Consider the following 17,404-nt stretch of genomic DNA (forward strand, 5'->3'; position numbering starts at 1 on the left):
TCGCCCCGCTGGGCGGGCAGCCCGGTCTGCCAGACTGTCGCGCGTGATCGTCGACGACCCGACCGCCCACCGCAGTCGCTGGCACTGGCGCACGCTCGACAACGCCGCCGACGGACTCGCCCTCGACCTGGGCCTCTACGCCGTGTCGGCCACCTTCGCCGCGATCACCGCCGTCACGTCCACCCTGCTGCCGCACCGCGCCTGGGGCGCGGTCGCCGCCGTCGGCTACCTGCTCGCAACGCTGACGGTGATCGCCCAACTTCTGCTGCGTCGACGCTCTCCAACCTCCCGGCTGACCGGCCTGCCGGCCCGCTGGACGGTCACCGGTCTCGCCTGGGCCACCACCACACTGCTGCCCCTGGCCTGGCAGAGCATCGACCGGGCCGGCGGGCGCACCGACCGGGCCCAGGAGGAGGTGCTGGTCGTGGAGCAGGCCGGCACCCGCCTCCTGGAACACGGCACGCCCTACCTCGGACCCGACGCCATCGCCGCCCTCCCACCCGGCGAGCAACTGATGGGCTACACCCCGTACCAGCCCGGCATGGCGATGTTCGGCCTGCCCAGAGCACTGCTCGACACCTGGTGGACCGACTCCCGGGTCTGGTTCGCCGTGGGCACCGCGCTGGCGCTCGCAGTGGCAGTGGCCGCCCTGCGCAGAACACCGGCCACCACCGGCCAGGCCACCACCGCCGCGACCCGCCGCCGGGACGCCGCAGTGCTGCGCGGCGTGCAGGCCGCCACCGTACTGCCGATCTGCGCCCTCACCCTCGCCACCGGCGGCGACGACCTACCCGTACTCGCGCTCTGCCTGCTGGCCCTCGCGTTCGCCGCCGCCGAGCGACCCGGCCGGGCCGGCCTCGCGGTCGGACTCGCCGGCGCGCTGAAGCTGTTCGCCTGGCCGGTAGCCCTCGTCCTGATCGTCTGGGGCCTGACCCGACGCTCCGGAACCCGAGTCGCCGTCGGCGCGATCGGACTGCCCATCGCCGCACTACTGCCGGCGCTGCTGGTCGACCGCGACGCCCTCACCGAGAACGTGCTGCGCTTCCCCCTCGGCCACGGGCTGGTCACCAGCCCCGCGCAGTCCCCGTTCCCCGGCTACCTGATCGCCAACGCGCTACCCGCCGGCCGGCTGATCGCCGCCGGACTGCTGGTCGCCGCCGGAGTGGCCATCGCCGTCCGGCTCGCCCGCCGCCCGCCCCGCACCGCCGTCGCCACCGCACTGATCTGCGGGTACGGGCTGCTCGCCGCCATCGCCCTGATGCCCTCGACCCGCTTCGGCTACCTGCTGTACCCGCTGGCCCTGCTGACCTGGGCTCCCGCCCTGCACCGCCCGGACGACACACCGACCGCCGCGATTGCCGATAAGAGGTCCGGTCGGACCACTTCGGCGTAACTTCCGAGCGGAACAGCGCGTCAGGGCGTAAACCTGAACACATGACCACGTACCGCGACCGGGCCGACGCCGGCCGGGTGCTCTCCGAACGGCTCACCGCGCTCATCGGCGAACCGGACGTCGTCGTCCTGGGCCTCGTCCGGGGCGGCGTGCCGGTCGCCCGGATCGTCGCCGAACGCCTCGGCGCACCACTGGACGTACTGGTCGTCCGCAAGCTCGGCATGCCGTGGGCCCGGGAGGTCGCCTTCGGCGCACTCGGGCCAGGCGGTGTCCAGGTGCTCAACGACGCGGTGGCCAGCAGACTCAGCAGCGACGACATCGCCGAGGTCCGCCATCGGGAGCAGGCCGAACTGGAGCGCCGGGAACGGCTCTACCGGGGCGACCGCCCACAACTGGACCTCACCGGGCGGACAGCCGTGATCGTCGACGACGGCCTCGCCACCGGCGCAACCGCCCGCGTCGCCGTCGAGGTCGTCCGCCAACTCGGCGCACGCCGCGTCGTGGTGGCGGTCCCGGTCGGGGCGCAGGAGGCGTACGAACTGCTCGCCGCCGAGGCCGACCAGGTCATCTGCGCGCAACGCCCGGCGGACTTCGGCGCGGTCAGCGTCTACTACGACGATTTCCACGAGGTGTCCGACGAAGAAGTCACCGAGGCGCTCACAGCAACTGCATAGGTCCACCAGGTACCGTCGGGCGATGAGTAGCCTCACCTGTCCCAAGTGTCACGGAGAAATGCGCCAGTACGAGCGCAGCGGCGTCGTCATCGACCAGTGCGGGGAGTGCCGAGGCATCTTCCTGGACCGCGGCGAGCTGGAGAAGCTGTTCGAGGCGGAGGCCAACTGGAGCCGCCAACAGACCGGCGGCGCGCCAGGGCAGCCCGCGCAGCAGCCGGCCGGCTACCCGCCCCCGCCGCCCCCGCCGCACCAGCCCGGTTACGGCGCCGTCCCGCCGCCGCCCCCGCCCGCCCACGGCTACCCGCCGCAGCCGGCCTACGGCCACCAGCAGCAGCACCACGGCTACCACGGTCACTACCGGCAGAAGAAGCGCAAGGGCTTCCTCGACGAGATGTTCGGCTGACCCCAGGCCGACCTCCCGCCCGGGTCGATCACGCGTCGGCCCGGGCACACCATCCGGGCCATTGATCGTTGGCGGGCGCGATGCTTCATGCGAGGCTGAATCGCATGACCGCGATCCAACCGGACGAGGCGCTGGCCCAGGCGTACGACGGCATCACCGCGGTGGTCGGTCGCCTGGACGATGCCGGCCTGCAACGAGCCACCCGCTGCCGGGGCTGGCTCATCGCCGACCTGCTCCTGCACGTGCTCGGCGACGCCCAGCGGGCACTCGTCGCACTGGCCAGCCCCGTCGACGGTCCCGCCGACGTCGACGACGTGAGCTACTGGCGTGACTTTCCCGGCAGCGACGACAAAGCCGCCCGGCACGCCTGGTGGGTCCGCCGATCGGCTGCCGCCTTCGACCGCCCGACCGGGATCGTCGCGCTCTGGCGGGACACCGCCCCGGCGGCGGTCCGCGCCGCCGCGTCAGCCAACCCCGAGGGGTACGTGACCACCCAGGGACACGTGCTACGCGTACCGGATTTCCTCGCGACCCTGACCACCGAGGCCGCGGTCCACCACCTGGACCTGACGCTGGAAGTGCCCGACGCGCCGCCGCCCGGCCCACTGGCGGTACGCGTCGCGGTGGCGACAATGGACGGCCTGCTCAGCGACGACACCGTTCGACCCAGCGCCTGGGACGACAACGACTTCCTGCTGAAGGCCACCGGGCGCGTACCGCTGACCGACCGGGACCGGCTGGAACTGGGTGAGTCGGCAGGCTGGTTCCCACTGCTCGGCTGACCCGCAACCGTTCCTGCTGAGAGAAACAAGATCAAGCCGAAGGCACTATCGACCGCCGAGCATTTTCTCTGCGATCTCGGCTTTCCGCGCCAACGCGACGGTCGCTTCCGCGTACAGCATCGCCACTATTTTCTCGGCAGGCGCGCAGGTTGTGCCGATCGTGTAGATCGTCTTGTGCGGGCGAACAGAAAGACCATTTATATCGTTGCTCTTCAGGAAGGCCGCAAACGAATCGAGTAGGCGCTTGCTGCCCACCAACCTGAACTGAGAGAACGTCGATTGACTAGGATTTGGTCGGCGGTATTGACCGATTGAGCCATCGCCGTCGACGACACCGCGCCAGAAGTCGCGTGATTCGGTCAGCCGCTCGTCGAGCGGTCCGTCATACCTCCCCAGCGCCATCATGCGCTCTGCAAGGCGGGTCGAGCGCACCGAGAACTGGCATGAGCCGTGTGTTGGACTTGGTGCCGAGATGCTACTGGTCGAACCCAGGAAGGTTCGCAGCGATACAAGGTGTTCGCGGTCCCGCCGGGCAAGCCCAACGGAGACCTGCGGGAGATGGCCCGTCCGGTAGGTCACACACCCGTCGGCGAAGAGAAACCCCAGCCAGTAGCAGGCTTCTGGTGTCAACAGGTCGAACGCGTCGTGCCGAAGCGTGTGAACGGTCCTCCGGAGGGCAACGCCACGGCGCACCAACAAGCCGCGCATCCCTGGCTCCGTGAACCCAAAGTTCTTCGCCACCTCGGCTATGGACCGACCTTCGGCGTATTGTCTGACCGCCTCTGCGCGTTCCGGTTCGGCCAACTTCGCCCTCGACCGAGCGGGTACGCCTCGCCTTTTCAGTAGGCCACGGACAGCCTGCCTGCTGATGCCATACGAGTTTGCAATTCGAGTTAGGCTTTCGCCCGTCTGCGCACGTTCAACGGCCGCCTCGATTTGCGCCGCCGAAAGGCGAAAACCCGTATCGCTCATCCGATGGCCATGTCCACGAATCTCGATAGATGCAATTGGGCCGCAACGGTCACGGTATCGGTGGGGCCATTTCGATGCTTAGCAATTATAAAATCCGCCTCCCCGGCCCGCGGCGACTCCTTGTCGTAGTAGTCGTCGCGATGCAGAAGGATGACAACATCGGCATCTTGCTCAATTGATCCTGATTCACGCAGATCGGACAGCTGAGGTCGCTTGTCGGTGCGCTGCTCGGGGCCACGGTTCAGCTGGCTGACCGCGATCACCGGGCACTCGACCTCCTTGGCCAACAGCTTGAGGCCACGGGACAGGTCCGCGACCTCCTGCTGACGACTCTCGGTGCGCTTCGGTGAGGTCATCAGCTGGAGATAGTCGACCACGATCATCTTGAGGTCGTGCCGCTGCTTGAGCCGCCGAGCCTTGGCCCGGATCTCCATCAGGTTCATGCTCGGCGTGTCGTCGACGAAGAGCGGCGCCTCGCTGATCTCACCCATGCACCGGGCCAGCTTGGTCCAGTCGTCGTCGGAGAGCTGACCGCTGCGCAGCACGTGCAGCGGCACCCGCGCCTCGGCGGAGAGCAGCCGCATGACGATCTCGACCTTGCTCATTTCCAGCGAGAAGATGGCTGCCGCCTGATTGGCGCGAATAGCGGCATTTCTGGCAAAGTCCATGCTAGCCGTGCTGTTGTGGGTAGGGATCATCGCCCGACTGGCCAGGTACAGGTGTTCGTCGTTGTCGACTGTCACGCACCGCACAGGAACGCTGGGGACCGGCCGAACATCGACGATGAACCGCGAGGTGGTTCGAACGTCGGAGGTGGTGCGGCGGCGTTCGGCGTGCGCATCCTGTTTCCGCCTGAGCCGGAAGATGACATCCGGGGTGGAGAAGTTCAGCGTGTACGCGATCGACGACTCGGGGGTGCGGCCCCGCACCGGCTTCGCGTTGACAGTGCAGCGGTAGCCGAGACTGACGACGAGTTCGCGTACGTCATCAGCCAGCCGCTTTGAAGTCGACGTGTACTGCAGGTTGCCGGAGGGGGCGACGGTCCCATCGGTGTCCATCAGCCCAGCGAGCAACGCCCTGCGCTGAGCCTCCGAGGCGCGCAGATAGACGCCCGGGATGTGCTTGTTCCCCGCTACCCCGATCTGACGCAGCAACCCAAGGAAGGAACCATTCCGGTGACGGCAGTCGGCACACTTCCTCGTCGCTGGATTCTCACGCAATGCCCTGGTGGAACCGCCACAGTCCACGCAGACACCGTTCCCCGGAGCAGTGGAAGTGGGCTGCGGCAGAATGGTGTAGACCATCGGCCCGCTGGGCCGCACGACGAAGCCGTCCGCCTCGACGTGCGCGACCATCTCCGGATCTGCCGTGGTGAAGCGGCTGGCGCCGCTGTGCCCGTCACCGAGCCATGTTCCCAAGGTGTAGGGCGGAACCAGCAGCTCACGGTCCGGGAGTTGGATGGGAGCGCAATTCCGTACGGCATGGTTGAGCCGTCGCTGGGCGGTGCCAGTACGTAGCGTGGCCGCGATCTGGGCGGTGGTGACAACGCCGTCGTGGTCGGCCCGGCTGCCGGCATTGACCTCCCGCTCGGCTCGTTGAAGAAGCGTGCCCAGAAGCGGACCGGCCGGGTAGCCCGGTGCAGTCCAGTTCTGTGGCTTGCCGTTGCGGACAATGGGACGGCTGATCCGGCCAACCGACCCGACCTCACGGGCGACGGTGTGCAGGACATGCCGGAACTCCGGCCCAACCTGCTCAATCGTGTCGAAGAGCGTGATCGGCTGGTTCCCCAGCGAGCTCAGCCGCTGATGTGCCGCACGCACGTTGGCCAGCGACGATTCGGGCCAGTGCCGCCTCTGCCGCGCCGGTTCCTGCCGCCGGGCCGCCCGCGTGGTCGTCTTCCACAGGTGCTCCGCGTCCGCCACGATGACGGTGCCGTCCGAGAACTCGACCTCGTAGCAGGGGCGGTCGCGCATCACGTCGAAGGCGTGTGTGACAAGGGTCGGAGAGCCGTCCGCGGCCAGTAGCCGATCGCCCGCCTTGACCTCGCCCATCGTGGTCCAGCCGTCCGGGGTCGGCAGTGGGGTGTCGAGCGCGAGCGCCTTGCCCAAACCCGGCCTGCCGGCCACGATGATCAACTGCCCGGCGTGCAGGCCGTTGAGCAGTCGGTCCAGGTCGCTGAAGCCGGTCGGCACGCCGGTCATCATGCCGCCGGTCGCCCCCACCGCCTCGATCTCGTCCAGGGTCGGCTGCAACATGTCGGCCAGGATCGCGAAGTCCTCGCTGACCCGCCGCTCGGTGACGTCGTACACGGCCTGCTGGGCGAGGTCGACCACGTCGTCCACGTCGCGGCTGCCGCCGCTGGCGGTGCCGTAGCCCAGCTGCACGATCTTCGTGCCGGCCTCGACCAGTCGGCGCAGCACGGCCCGCTCGCTGACGATGCGGGCGTAGTACGCCGCGTTGGCGGCGGTGGGCACGCTGGCGATGAGCGTGTGCAGGTACGGCGCGCCACCGATGCGTACCAGGTCCCCGGAGTCGGCGAGCGCCGCCGCGACAGTGATCGAGTCGGCCGGCTCACCCCGGCCGTAGATGTCGAGGATGATGTCGAAGATGGTGGCGTGCACCGGCCGGTAGAAGTCGTTGGTCTTGAGGATCTCGACGACGTCGGCGATGGCGTCCTTGGAGAGCAGCATGCCGCCGAGGACGCACTGCTCGGCCGCGACGTCCTGGGGCGGGGTCTTGTCGAACTGGCCGTCGCGCTGCGCGGGTGGCTGGCCTCCGCCGGAGCGTGGCTCTGCCCGCATGTCGTCGGTGACCGACACGGGTCCCCCCTCCACTGCACCGGTTCCAACCCCAGCTCTATCGCTGGGGTACGACACTTCTCCTCCGACCGGGCCGGTCGATCGGGGGCCATCGCCGGCGGTCGAGGGCCAACCATACGGACCCCGAGGTCAGAGACTCAACAACGCCGGTGGACGAGCCTCGGGACAACCTGTGGATCCCGGTGGACAGCATGTGCGCAGCGTGTGCACAGCCTGTGGATAACCATTGGGGAATTCTCGGCTATAAGTCGCTGACCTGCGAAGACATGCTCCCCAGCCTGTGGAGGAGAATATTTCGGTCGGGCCTGTGACACGATCGTCCCGTACTATCTCCAGCGAACGGCTACACCTGGACAGCGGATTCCGCTTTCGGTTCAGAAGGGTCACACTCCGGCCGTGAATTACCGGGACTGGGGACGCGGCGATGGCAGCCCGCGCGAGCGCCAGCCAACCGCCTCGTGGGGTGACCGCGCGGCGTCTGTTCCGGTTGATCCGTACGACGAGGACGGGCGCTACCGCACCTCGAGCCGGCGGCGTGCCCTGGACCGCGGCCAGGACGAGCCTGTCGACGCCTACCTGCCCCGGTGGGCGCTGGAGTCAGGGGTCCGGCACGCGGACGGCGGTGGCCGGCACGCGGCACCGGACGACGACGAGGACGAGCCCGAGCGGCCGGTCTCGGGGGCAGGCCGACGGTCTGCCGAGTCGTCGAGTGGTCGGCGGCGCGGCAGCGAGCCGCGCCGACGGGAGCAGGCAGCGATCGGCCCGGCGCCAGACTCGGACCACACCCGCGAGTGGACGCTCGACCGGCCGCAGGACCAGGGGTATGCCGGCCGTCGACGCGCCGACGCCGGGGAGGACGAGCCGGTCTCTGGCTCTGTTTCGGACCGGCGGCCCCGCCGCGCGCCCGTTGGCCGTCCGCAGGTGATCTGGTCGGGCGGGGAGCCCGAGTCAACTCCTGGCGAGCAGGTGCCGGAGCAGGAGCCGAGCCGTCCCAGCCGGCGTAGCCGCCGTGCGGCGGAGGAGTCCTGGTCCCGTCCGGCGGCCGACCCGTGGGCCCGCGGATCGGACCAGGCGGTGGAGCCCGAACCGTCGTACCCGCCTGCTGTGGACCCGTGGGACGCCTCTGGCGTGCACGCGTGGCCGCCGACGGCCGGCGCGGACGGCGGGGATCTGAGCGGGCAGTGGTCGGCGGTGGAGAGCGTCGGTGGCTGGGAACGGTCGGACCGCACCGGCCAGTGGGAGCGGTCCGCGATCGAGGACGATCAGTGGGACCGTACGCTGGCGCCGCGCTCCGATCGCTCGGTGGCGGCCGAGGGGTGGCCGAGTCGGGAAGACGGGTTCTGGTCCGGCACTCGGTTGGCTGATGACGACCCGCGTTGGATGGATCCGACGACGTCGGCGCCGCGGTCTCCGGTGGTGGGATACACCGCCCCACGGCCGCGCAGCGCTCCTGCGCCGCGTACTGGCGCGCCGCGTGCGGGTACGCCACGGCGTCGGGCGGAGCGGCCGGCGGTGGGAACGGCGTCGGTACGTCGGCGGGTCGAGTCGGCGGCCACGGGTGCCTGGGCGAGGCGTCTGGAGGACGACCTGCTGGATCCGGATCCGGGTGGGTCGGTCCGGCCTCTGCTGTACACGGCGGCCTGTTACCTGGTGCCGGCGATGCTGATCTTCGTTTGGCTGTTGACGTTGGACAGCCAGGCGCCGGCTGGTTGTGTGACCGACATCAGCGGGGGCGGGTGTGAGTCCGCCCGGTCGCGCGCGCTGGAGTCACTGGTGGCCGGTTCGCCGCGCTTCGGTTTGGCTCTGGTGAGCAGTTTGGTGGTGGCGGCGCTACTGCGACGGGTGGGTACGACGTGGCGCTCGGCGACCATCGCTGTTGCCGCCGCAGTGGTGGGCGGTGGCCTCTCCACTGTGCTGATCAGCGCGGTGACGGGCCAGCCCATCGGGTGACCGCGGTTTTGTCGCGGTCGGGGCAGCTCCACCGAGGGTGTGGACGACGCGTACCCATCGGCGGGCCCGGGCGGTGCCGGGTCGGACCACGTACGCACGAGGGCCCGCACCGATCGCTCGGTGCGGGCCCTCGTGGTGGTGTTGCGGACGTCAGCCCTGAACGACGTTCAGGTTGAACGACGCTGTCACCTCGGGGTGCAGCTTGATCTTCACCGGGTAGGCGCCGATCGACTTGATGTGACCGGGCACCTCCAGCCGGCGACGATCGAGGACCGGGCCGCTGGCGGCCTTGACGGCGTCGACGATCTCGGCCGGAGTGACCGAGCCGAAGAGCCGTCCGCCGTCGCCGGCGCGGACCTTCAGGTTGACCTTGAGACCCTCGAGCTGAGCCTTGACCTCGTTGGCGTGGTCGAGGTCGCGGATCTCGCGGGCCCCACGGGCCCGCTTGATGACCGTGACCTGCTTTTCCGCGCCCTTGGTCCAGACGATCGCGAAGCCCTGCGGCAGCAGGTAGTTACGGCCGTAGCCGTTCTTGACCTCGACGATGTCGCCCGGGGCACCGAGGCCGGACACTTCCTGAGTCAGGATGATCTTCATATCGGTGCCTCCTCTCAGCGGGTGGTGGCCGTGTACGGCAGGAGCGCCATCTCACGGGCGTTCTTGACCGCACGGGCGATCTGCCGCTGCTGCTGCGAGGTCACGCCGGTCACCCGACGAGCGCGGATCTTGCCGCGATCGGAGATGAACTTGCGCAGCAGCGCGGTGTCCTTGTAATCGATGTAGGCGATCCCGTCCTTGTCGAGCGGGTTCACCTTCTTCTTGGGCTTGCGCAGTGCCGCAGCCTTGGCCGTTGCACGTGCTCCTGGTTTGCGATCGCGAGCGCTAGGCGCCATTAGAACGGTGGCTCCTCGTCAAAATTGGCGCCCGAACCGGCACGCGCGGGAGAGGGTGCAGCTGAAGCCCAGGGGTCGTCGAAGTTTCCTCCGCCGCCACCCTGGTTGCCACCGCCACCGCCGCCACCGAAGCCGCCGCCACCGCCGCCGGAGCGGGACATCTTCTGCACCTTCGCCGTGGCGTAGCGCAGCGACGGGCCGATCTCGTCGACCTCAAGCTCGATGACAGTGCGCTTCTCACCCTCGCGGGTCTCGTACGACCGCTGACGCAGCCGGCCCGACACGATCACCCGAGCGCCACGCTGCAGCGACTCGGCGACGTGCTCGGCGGCCTGCCGCCACACGGTGCATGCGAGGAACAGCGGCTCGCCGTCCTTCCATTCGTTCGACGCCTTGTCCATGAAACGCGGCGTCGAAGCGACTCGGAACTTGGCGACCGCAGCCCCGGAGGGGGTGAACCGCAACTCGGGGTCATCGGTCAGATTGCCGATGACCGTGATGGTGGTGTCTCCTGCCATGACCATCTCCTCGCGCACTCAGCGTCTCGTCGTACAGGCTCGCAGAGCCGTACGACAGAGTCGCGGAGGCTGATCCGGACGAACCGGGGTTGGATGCTCTAGCGCATTTCCGGTCGGATGACCTTGGTGCGCAGCACGGACTCGTTGAGCCGGAGCTGACGGTCCAGCTCGGCCACCGCAGCAGGCGTAGCCTGCAGGTCGATGACGGCGTAGATGCCTTCGGCCTTTTTGTTGATCTCGTACGCGAGGCGCCTGCGGCCCCACACGTCGGTCTTCTCAACCGAGCCACCCGCGGTCCGAATCACGTTCAGGTACGTGTCGAGCGACGGTGCGACGGTGCGCTCCTCGAGGCTGGAGTCGAGGATGACCATTAGTTCGTAGTGACGCAAGACGTGCTCACCTCCTGTGGGCTAAGCGGCCACGGTCCTTCCGTGGCAGGAGGTCTTGTGTCGCTGCCCGCACGCGCCGAGGGAACCCGGCCGGACGCGGACAACCTGACCAGGATACCCGGTCCCAACGATCATGCCCGGGGTGGTCGGGTCCGCGCCCGGACGTGCCGACGGGGGCCCACCGTCCGACCGTCAACTGGTCGGTGGTGGGCCCCCGTCTACGAGGCCGCGGGGCGTCCGGTCCGCATTCCTTGGGTGGGACCTGGGGAGGAACGACCACACCGATGAGGTTGGACCGAAGACGCCCCGCGGAGCTTTATCGTGTTGTTATCTGACGATACAACAGCACTCGTACCTTGTCGGGGGGAAAAGCACAATTTTCCGAGATTCGTGGTCGCTCGGTATCCGTGTGCGATGGGGTCGCCCCCGCTGCGCCGGGCCGCGCCGCGGGGTGACCTCGCTGTCGGCCGTCGACCGCCGGTCGCCGTGTGCGACGCTCGCGCCGCTGGCGGCACCGGGATGCTGGTCGCCGGTTCACACCCATCAACGACCGTCGGTCCCTCCGGTGACGCGACACCGCCCCGGCCGTCGCCCCGCCGGTCGGGGGCTCGACGTAGGCTCGCTCGCATGCGTATCGGAGCCCACGTCGACTCGACCGACCCGCTGGCGGAGGCGGCCGCCCGGTCCGCCGAGACCGTGCAGTTCTTCCTCGCCGACCCACAGGGTTGGAAGGCGCCCAAGCCTCGCGAAGATGCCCAGCGGCTGCGCGAGGCCGAGGTCGACCTCTACGTGCACGCGCCCTACGTCATCAACGTGGCCACGCTCAACAACCGCATCCGGATCCCGAGCCGCAAGCTCCTGCTCGGGCACGCCAACGCCGCCGCCGCCATCGGCGCCAAGGGCCTGATCGTCCACGGTGGGCACGTCAACGCCGGCGACGACCTGGCCGTCGGCTTCGACAACTGGCGCAAGACCTTCGCGTATGCGGCGGACTCCGGCGGCTTCGGCGTACCGGTCCTGATCGAGAACACCGCTGGCGGCGACAACGCCTGCGCCCGACGGCTGGACGCGCTCGCCCGACTCTGGGACGCGATCGGTGACTACGAGGTCGGCTTCTGCCTGGACACCTGCCACGCGCACGCGGGCGGCGAGGAGCTGCTCGGCGTGGTCGACCGGGTCAAGGCGATCACCGGGCGGATCGACCTGGTGCACGCCAACAACTCCAAGGGCGCCTTCAACTCCGGCCAGGACCGTCACGACAACCTGGGCGGCGGGACGATCGACCCGGAACTGGTGGTGGCGGTGATCCGGGCGGCCGGCGCGCCGGTGGTCGTCGAGACACCGGGCGGTGTGACCGGCCAGGCCGCCGACATCGACTTTCTGCGTGAGCAGCTCGGAGCGGAGAGCTCGGCGGCATGACGAGCGGACAGCCAGGGACCGGCAACGCCCGGCCCACCTCCACCGGCGCGGCCGCCGAGAGTCAACCCGCCACCACGGCCGCAGCCGGCACCCCCACCCAACCGGCTCCGACCTCCGACAAGGCCCCCGCCGGGACCACGGCTACCCAGCCGCCAACTGGCGACGGCGCAGCGACCGGAACCACCCCGGACGGCGATCCCGAGGCCGACCCCACGACGAACGGTCCCGCCGGGGACGCGACCCGCCCCGGCGACAGGCAGGACGCCGCGGCCATGCAGAGCACCACGACCAACACGCAGAGCGCCACGACCAAGCGGAACGCCGCGGCCGAGCAGGTTGCCGCCGAGGGCGGCACCACGGTCAGCGCCAGCACTGCCGAGGGCACCGGCTCATCCAAGGACAGCGACCCGGCCAAGGGCGCGAAGGCGGACGGCGCCGACGGTACGGACAAGGCTGACAGCGAGGCGAAGCCGGCCGGCCCGGAGCGTTGGGAGGCGTTCGCCTCCGCCCCGGAGCCACGGCCCTCCATCTTCAGTCGGGCGGGCCGGGCGGTCGGGCGGTTCCTGATCCACGAGTGGACCCTGGCCGCCCTCGGCGCGTTGGCACTGGCCGTGTTGATGACCTGGCCGACGCTGCGCTATCCGCGCTACACCCTTCCGCAGGACTACTGGGACCCGAGCCTGCAAGCCTGGCAGATGGCCTGGTCCGGGCACATCCTGCTGGCGGAGCCGGCGCGGCTGTGGCAGTCGAACACGTTCTTCCCCGAGCTGTGGAGCTTCGCGTTCTCCGACACGCTGCTCGGGTACGCCCCGGCCGGGATGCTCGGCAGCGGTCCCGAGGACGCCGTGCTGCGCTACAACATCATGTTCGTGCTGGCGCACGCGCTCGCCACGCTCGGGGCGTACGCGCTGGCCCGACAGCTCGGGGCCGGCCGGATCGGTGCGGCGGTCGCGGGCGTGAGCTACACCTACGCGCCGTGGCTGCTGGCCCAGGCCGGGCACCTGCACGTGCTCTCCAACGGGGGCATTCCGCTGGCGCTGGCGATGTTGGCGCGCGGGCACGGGTGGTCGCTGCGTCACGGCTACCGGCCGGAGCGCCGGCATGACGGATGGGTCTACGCGGGTTGGCTGGTGGCGGCCTGGCAACTCAGCCTCGGCTTCGGCATCGGGCTGCCATTCGCGTACTTCCTGGCCGGCGCGGTGCTGGTCACTGCCGTCCTGTTCTTCGCACGGCGGCTGCGCACCGGGCAGGCCGTGCCGTTCGGTCGCCGGTTGTTCGCCGCCGACGTGCTCGGCGGGGTGTTGTTCGCCGGTGTCGGTCTGCTGATGGCGTTCCCGTTCTTCAAGGTGACCGAGCTGCACCCGTACGCCGAGCGCACCATCGGCGACATCAGCCTCTTCTCGCCACCGGCGTCGGGCTTCGTGACGGCGCCCGGGGAGTCGCGGATCTGGGGTGGGCTGCACGAGGGTGCCCGGGAAGCGCTGCCGTGGCACCCGGAGATGACCCTGCTGCCGGGCTTCGTGCTCTACGCGCTCGCCGCGGGCGGGTTGCTCTTCTCGGTGTGGCGGCTGCGGCACCGACTGCTGCTGCTCGCCGGGGTGCTGGTGACCATGGCCTTCGCGATGGGCACCCGCTTCTTCGACGGGACCTTCACCTACGTGCCCCTCTTCGAGCATCTGCCGGGCTGGAGTGCGCTGCGTACCCCCGGGCGGTTGATGCTCTGGACCACGTTGTTGCTCGGCCTGCTCGCGGCGGGCGCGGTCACCGCCCTCACCGACCGGGTCCGCGAGCTGACGGCGCAACGAATTCCGTCGTGGCCGGGGCCGTGGCTGCGGACGGCCACCCTGCTGCCGTTGCTCCTGGTCACCGTCGAAGGTTTGAACACCACGCCACATCCGGTGGTGCCGACCCAGCCGGCGGCGATGCGTTCGGCGGAGGGGCCGATGCTGGTGCTGCCCAGCAGTCAGAGCCTGGACCAGCACGTGATGCTCTGGTCGACCAGCGGGTTCCCCGACGTCGTCAACGGCGGTAGCGGCTTCACGCCGCGCCAGCTCGACGACGTCCGTCGGGTGAGCCAGTCGTTCCCGGACCAGACCAGCATCGACTACCTGCGTACGCTCGGCGTCCGCACCGTGGTGCTGCTGCGCGGCCAGGTGACCGGCACACCCTGGGAGATCACCATCGACGCGCCGGTCGAGTCGCTCGGCATCAGCCGGCAGGAGGTCGGAGACGCCGTGGTGTTCCGCCTCTGAAGCTCTGGCGGCTCGTCGCGACTACTCGCTGAGGCGGTTTTCGGGGGAACCCACCCGGCTCCGGCGGTCAGGCTTGATCCCTGCGCCGGGCGGGCTCCCCCGAAAACCCTGACCTGGTCCAGGCCGCGGTCGGCCTTGGGTCAGGTGGTTGCGACGGGCTCGGGTTGGGATTCGCTGGTTGTCTCTCTGCGGCGCCAGCGGTCTATCCAGGGTGCGTCCGGGGCGCCGTCGAGGACGCCACCGTCCGGGTCGTCCGGGTAGGTGGCCCGCACCGCGTCCTGCTCGGGGTGCAGGATCTCCTTGACGACGAACACGCAGAGCACCACCACAGTGGCCAGTCGCAACGTCGAGGCCAGCACGAACACCCCCTCCGGGAAGACCGGCTTGCTGGTTGCCGCGCCGAGCAGTTCCCCGTAGAAGGCGACGAAGTAGCAGACCTCGGCGATCTGCCAGGCCAGGAACGCGCCCCACTTCGGCCGGGCCAGCACGACCAGCGGAAGCAGCCAGAGCACGAACTGCTGCGACCAGACCTTGCTGAAGATGAGGAACGCCGCCACCACCAGGAAGGCGAGCTGACCCAGCCGCGGTCGGCGCGGCGCCCGCAGCGCCAGCACGGCGATACCGAGGCAGGCCAGCCCGAACAGTGCGTACGAGACGGTGTTGAGGGTCGGGATGTTGGCGTTGAGCCACTCGAACGGGCCGAGCTTGGCGGGGTCGTTGCCGACCTTGCCGTCCAGGTAGCGCCCGATGTACCAGAGCGTGCCCCAGTCGATCGGTCGGGTGGTGTTCAGTTCGAAGAACCGGTCCCAGTTCTCCGGGTAGGCGCGGGCGGCCGGCAGGTTCACCAGCACCACTGCCGCGATCGCCGTCCCGATGGCGACGAGCGCGGCACGAACCCGGTCGGCCCGTAGCGCCAGGATGAGGATCGGCCCGAGCAGGAACAGCGGCCAGAGCTTCGCCGCGCCGGCCAACCCGAGCAGTACGCCGGCCACCGCCGGTCGTTTTCGAGCCCAGGCCAGCAGGCCGAAGGCGGCCAGCCCGATGGCGAGCAGGTCCCAGTTGACGGTGGCGGTGAGCACCAGTGCCGGGGCGAGTGCGAACATCGCCGCGTCCCAGGGTCGTCGGCGGCGCAACGCCAGGATCACCGCCACAGTGGCCACAGCGAGCGCGCCCAGCACCAGCGCGTTGAGGTTGTAGAACCACTGACCCTGGTTGATGCTCGGGTCGCCGTCGCCGATGGCGTGCACCGGCAGGCCCAGCGCCCCCATGAAGTAGCCGGTCAGCACCGGGTACTCGACCGGGTGGTCACGGTAGGGCACCTTGCCCTCGTTGAGCCCTTCGGCGTAGTAGAGGGCAAGGACGTCGGTGTAGCAGAACCGGGTGTACTGGACGTTGTTCTGCCAGGCGCCGTCCTGGCAGGGCGATTTCTGCACCCAGTGCAGGGCGAGCGTGACGCACGCCAACGCCAGCACGATCCGCACAGCAGTCCAGAAGCGACGCTCCCGACCGGCCGGCCGGTCCAGCGCTGTCGCGTGGTCGCCCAGCGGGCCGCCGATGACGTTGGAGATGCCGCGGACGAACCCGTCGGAGCGGGACGGGTGATCAGTGGTTCCGGCGTCGTCGATGCCGGGCGTCGACTGGGTGCTCATGAAGAGGCATCCTGCCGTACGGCACGAGTGCGGACCACCAATCTATGCCTGACTGGTCCCGCGTCGCTCACCGATTTCCACTAATTTGGTACTTATTGAGACAACATGAGGGTCATTCGTACACCTGATACCAGTCAGCCTGAGACGTGAATTGGCCAGATACGGCATCACTACAAGTTGACGCAAAAAGGCCGAGGGCGCCGAAATCGACGTGCCATGCCATTCAGGACCCTGCGCCATTAGATCACCCCGTTCGCGCGCTCACCTCACGGGGCTAGCATAACCCAACGCAGTCGATCCGAAGACGTCAAGGCCTCACGAAGGAAACCGCTTAGCGACGTGCCTAACCAGCACCTCAAACCCCTAGCCAATAGCAGCTTTCCAATCGAATGCTTGAACGCCCGCTTACACTCCCACTAGCGACAGAAGCTCACACAGAAGAGATGCGGACAGCGTCATCGAAGCTACCTCAACCCAGCCGCCACTTCCACGAATAGCACACCGAAACTTTGAGCTTGACAACAAAGGACATGATCGATACCCTTTCTGCCATGTGGAGAAAGAAGCCATCGACCGTGGCAATCTCAACTGCTATCGCATGCATGACTACTCTCATGCTGGCCGGCCCCGCCCACGCCAGTGCAGCTGGCAAGGCGAATCTGCTTTCCACGCAAAAGGTGGCCCTACAGTCCGCGCCTGAAGTGGGCGCGAACGAGACTGCAGTGATCCAATCATGTTACGGCAACGCAAAGAGTTACGCCGACATGAACGACTCTTTCACGTGGCCATATTCCGGATACGCCAAGACCACGTCATCCTGCGGTGACATCAACCTGAAGCCCAGTGATCGGGGGGTGTACGCTCAGGTTTGCTACCGTCGGACCGGGACATGCAACGGCCTGAAGTGGGTGCCGGTCGGAAGCTGGAAGGTAATCGCGTCCAACGTGCTCGACGGCACGGAGTTCTACGTCGACTTTGATCGGCGCGGTGCTGGATTGGTTGCATACTGAGCTTAGCCGTTAGGGCGAGTAGCTCTATTTTAGTTAGGGCAAACCGCCTTCCTGTAGCCCTCACTAATAGTTCTTGCGCCAAGCCTGAGTAAATTCGAAGTCGTGCTTCCACAGCCCAACAGGCGCGGTCGTCGCTATGTTTTGTATTTCTCAGTCATTCGTCGCGCAATAGTGACGGTGTTCTTCGTCGCATGAGTCCAGACGACGAAGAGCGCCGTCACTAGGACCCTCGGATGAATTGAAAGTTCCAGCATCGAAGAAGTGCTGGTTTATGCGAATTT

General features: G+C 68.5%; 15 protein-coding genes. 8 read left to right on the forward strand and 7 right to left on the reverse strand.

Features of this window, described 5'->3' with window-relative positions; all coding sequences use genetic code 11:
• Nucleotides 1-43 precede the first annotated feature (43 nt).
• From AB0B98_RS04060 to AB0B98_RS04075, 4 genes are all read left to right on the forward strand, one after another.
• Complete coding sequence (locus AB0B98_RS04060; RefSeq protein ID WP_357360770.1) at nt 44-1,393, forward strand: glycosyltransferase family 87 protein; 1,350 nt, start codon at nt 44-46, stop codon at nt 1,391-1,393.
• 41 nt (nt 1,394-1,434) lie between these two features.
• Nucleotides 1,435-2,067, forward strand: a complete 633-nt coding sequence (locus AB0B98_RS04065) for a phosphoribosyltransferase family protein (RefSeq protein WP_357360772.1) — start codon at nt 1,435-1,437, stop codon at nt 2,065-2,067.
• Nucleotides 2,068-2,089: 22 nt separating this feature from the next.
• Complete coding sequence (locus tag AB0B98_RS04070) at nt 2,090-2,470, forward strand: zf-TFIIB domain-containing protein (protein WP_238670049.1); 381 nt, start codon at nt 2,090-2,092, stop codon at nt 2,468-2,470.
• Between the two features lie 104 nt (nt 2,471-2,574).
• Nucleotides 2,575-3,252, forward strand: coding sequence for a maleylpyruvate isomerase N-terminal domain-containing protein (locus AB0B98_RS04075; RefSeq protein ID WP_357360775.1), 678 nt, complete (start codon nt 2,575-2,577; stop codon nt 3,250-3,252).
• Between the two features lie 45 nt (nt 3,253-3,297).
• Here AB0B98_RS04075 and AB0B98_RS04080 read toward each other — a convergent pair whose 3' ends face one another.
• Both AB0B98_RS04080 and dnaB read right to left on the reverse strand, forming a co-directional pair.
• On the reverse strand, nt 3,298-3,960 hold the full coding sequence (locus tag AB0B98_RS04080) for a hypothetical protein (RefSeq protein ID WP_357360777.1): 663 nt from the start codon (nt 3,958-3,960) through the stop codon (nt 3,298-3,300).
• A gap of 260 nt (nt 3,961-4,220) precedes the next feature.
• Nucleotides 4,221-7,058: a replicative DNA helicase gene (dnaB, locus tag AB0B98_RS04085; protein ID WP_357360779.1), complete on the reverse strand. Its 2,838-nt coding sequence runs from the start codon at nt 7,056-7,058 to the stop codon at nt 4,221-4,223.
• 381 nt (nt 7,059-7,439) lie between these two features.
• Between dnaB and AB0B98_RS04090 the strand changes: the two genes are divergently transcribed.
• Complete coding sequence (locus AB0B98_RS04090) at nt 7,440-8,993, forward strand: hypothetical protein (RefSeq protein WP_357360781.1); 1,554 nt, start codon at nt 7,440-7,442, stop codon at nt 8,991-8,993.
• 150 nt (nt 8,994-9,143) lie between these two features.
• Here AB0B98_RS04090 and rplI read toward each other — a convergent pair whose 3' ends face one another.
• The 4 genes from rplI to rpsF all read right to left on the reverse strand — a co-directional run bounded on the left by rplI (nt 9,144) and on the right by rpsF (nt 10,793).
• On the reverse strand, nt 9,144-9,590 hold the full coding sequence (gene rplI / locus AB0B98_RS04095; protein WP_030487689.1) for a 50S ribosomal protein L9: 447 nt from the start codon (nt 9,588-9,590) through the stop codon (nt 9,144-9,146).
• Between the two features lie 14 nt (nt 9,591-9,604).
• Complete coding sequence (gene rpsR / locus AB0B98_RS04100; RefSeq protein WP_051723758.1) at nt 9,605-9,886, reverse strand: 30S ribosomal protein S18; 282 nt, start codon at nt 9,884-9,886, stop codon at nt 9,605-9,607.
• Nucleotides 9,886-10,422: a single-stranded DNA-binding protein gene (locus tag AB0B98_RS04105; RefSeq protein WP_181518404.1), complete on the reverse strand. Its 537-nt coding sequence runs from the start codon at nt 10,420-10,422 to the stop codon at nt 9,886-9,888. The genes rpsR and AB0B98_RS04105 overlap by 1 nt, the downstream gene beginning before the upstream one ends.
• Before the next feature lie 80 nt (nt 10,423-10,502).
• Complete coding sequence (gene rpsF, locus AB0B98_RS04110) at nt 10,503-10,793, reverse strand: 30S ribosomal protein S6 (protein WP_036391391.1); 291 nt, start codon at nt 10,791-10,793, stop codon at nt 10,503-10,505.
• Nucleotides 10,794-11,420: 627 nt separating this feature from the next.
• Between rpsF and AB0B98_RS04115 the strand changes: the two genes are divergently transcribed.
• Together AB0B98_RS04115 and AB0B98_RS04120 are read left to right on the forward strand one after the other, a co-directional pair.
• On the forward strand, nt 11,421-12,212 hold the full coding sequence (locus AB0B98_RS04115) for a deoxyribonuclease IV (protein WP_238670053.1): 792 nt from the start codon (nt 11,421-11,423) through the stop codon (nt 12,210-12,212).
• Nucleotides 12,209-14,464, forward strand: coding sequence for a hypothetical protein (locus tag AB0B98_RS04120; RefSeq protein WP_357360783.1), 2,256 nt, complete (start codon nt 12,209-12,211; stop codon nt 14,462-14,464). Before AB0B98_RS04115 ends, AB0B98_RS04120 begins: the two co-directional genes overlap by 4 nt.
• A 140-nt stretch (nt 14,465-14,604) precedes the next feature.
• On the opposite strand, the gene AB0B98_RS04125 is transcribed toward AB0B98_RS04120, so the two are convergent.
• Nucleotides 14,605-16,113 carry a glycosyltransferase 87 family protein gene (locus AB0B98_RS04125; protein WP_357360785.1) on the reverse strand — a complete coding sequence of 503 codons (1,509 nt, stop codon included), beginning with the start codon at nt 16,111-16,113 and terminating at the stop codon, nt 14,605-14,607.
• Nucleotides 16,114-16,628: 515 nt separating this feature from the next.
• Here AB0B98_RS04125 and AB0B98_RS04130 point away from each other — a divergent pair.
• On the forward strand, nt 16,629-17,123 hold the full coding sequence (locus AB0B98_RS04130; RefSeq protein WP_357360787.1) for a hypothetical protein: 495 nt from the start codon (nt 16,629-16,631) through the stop codon (nt 17,121-17,123).
• Nucleotides 17,124-17,404: the final 281 nt, after the last annotated feature.

It is taken from the genome of Micromonospora sp. NPDC048947, from assembly GCF_040649495.1.
Classification (GTDB): domain Bacteria; phylum Actinomycetota; class Actinomycetes; order Mycobacteriales; family Micromonosporaceae; genus Micromonospora; species Micromonospora alfalfae.

Bases quoted from the DNA above. Each gene is read 5' to 3' on its own strand.
- AB0B98_RS04065 (WP_357360772.1), top strand. From the start codon at position 1,435: ATGACCACGTACCGCGACCGGGCCGACGCCGGCCGGGTGCTCTCCGAA.
- AB0B98_RS04070 (WP_238670049.1), top strand. From the start codon at position 2,090: ATGAGTAGCCTCACCTGTCCCAAGTGTCACGGAGAAATGCGCCAGTAC.
- AB0B98_RS04075 (WP_357360775.1), top strand. From the start codon at position 2,575: ATGACCGCGATCCAACCGGACGAGGCGCTGGCCCAGGCGTACGACGGC.
- AB0B98_RS04080 (WP_357360777.1), bottom strand. From the start codon at position 3,960: ATGCGCGGCTTGTTGGTGCGCCGTGGCGTTGCCCTCCGGAGGACCGTT.
- rplI (WP_030487689.1), bottom strand. From the start codon at position 9,590: ATGAAGATCATCCTGACTCAGGAAGTGTCCGGCCTCGGTGCCCCGGGC.
- rpsR (WP_051723758.1), bottom strand. From the start codon at position 9,886: ATGGCGCCTAGCGCTCGCGATCGCAAACCAGGAGCACGTGCAACGGCC.
- AB0B98_RS04115 (WP_238670053.1), top strand. From the start codon at position 11,421: ATGCGTATCGGAGCCCACGTCGACTCGACCGACCCGCTGGCGGAGGCG.
- AB0B98_RS04120 (WP_357360783.1), top strand. From the start codon at position 12,209: ATGACGAGCGGACAGCCAGGGACCGGCAACGCCCGGCCCACCTCCACC.
- AB0B98_RS04125 (WP_357360785.1), bottom strand. From the start codon at position 16,113: ATGAGCACCCAGTCGACGCCCGGCATCGACGACGCCGGAACCACTGAT.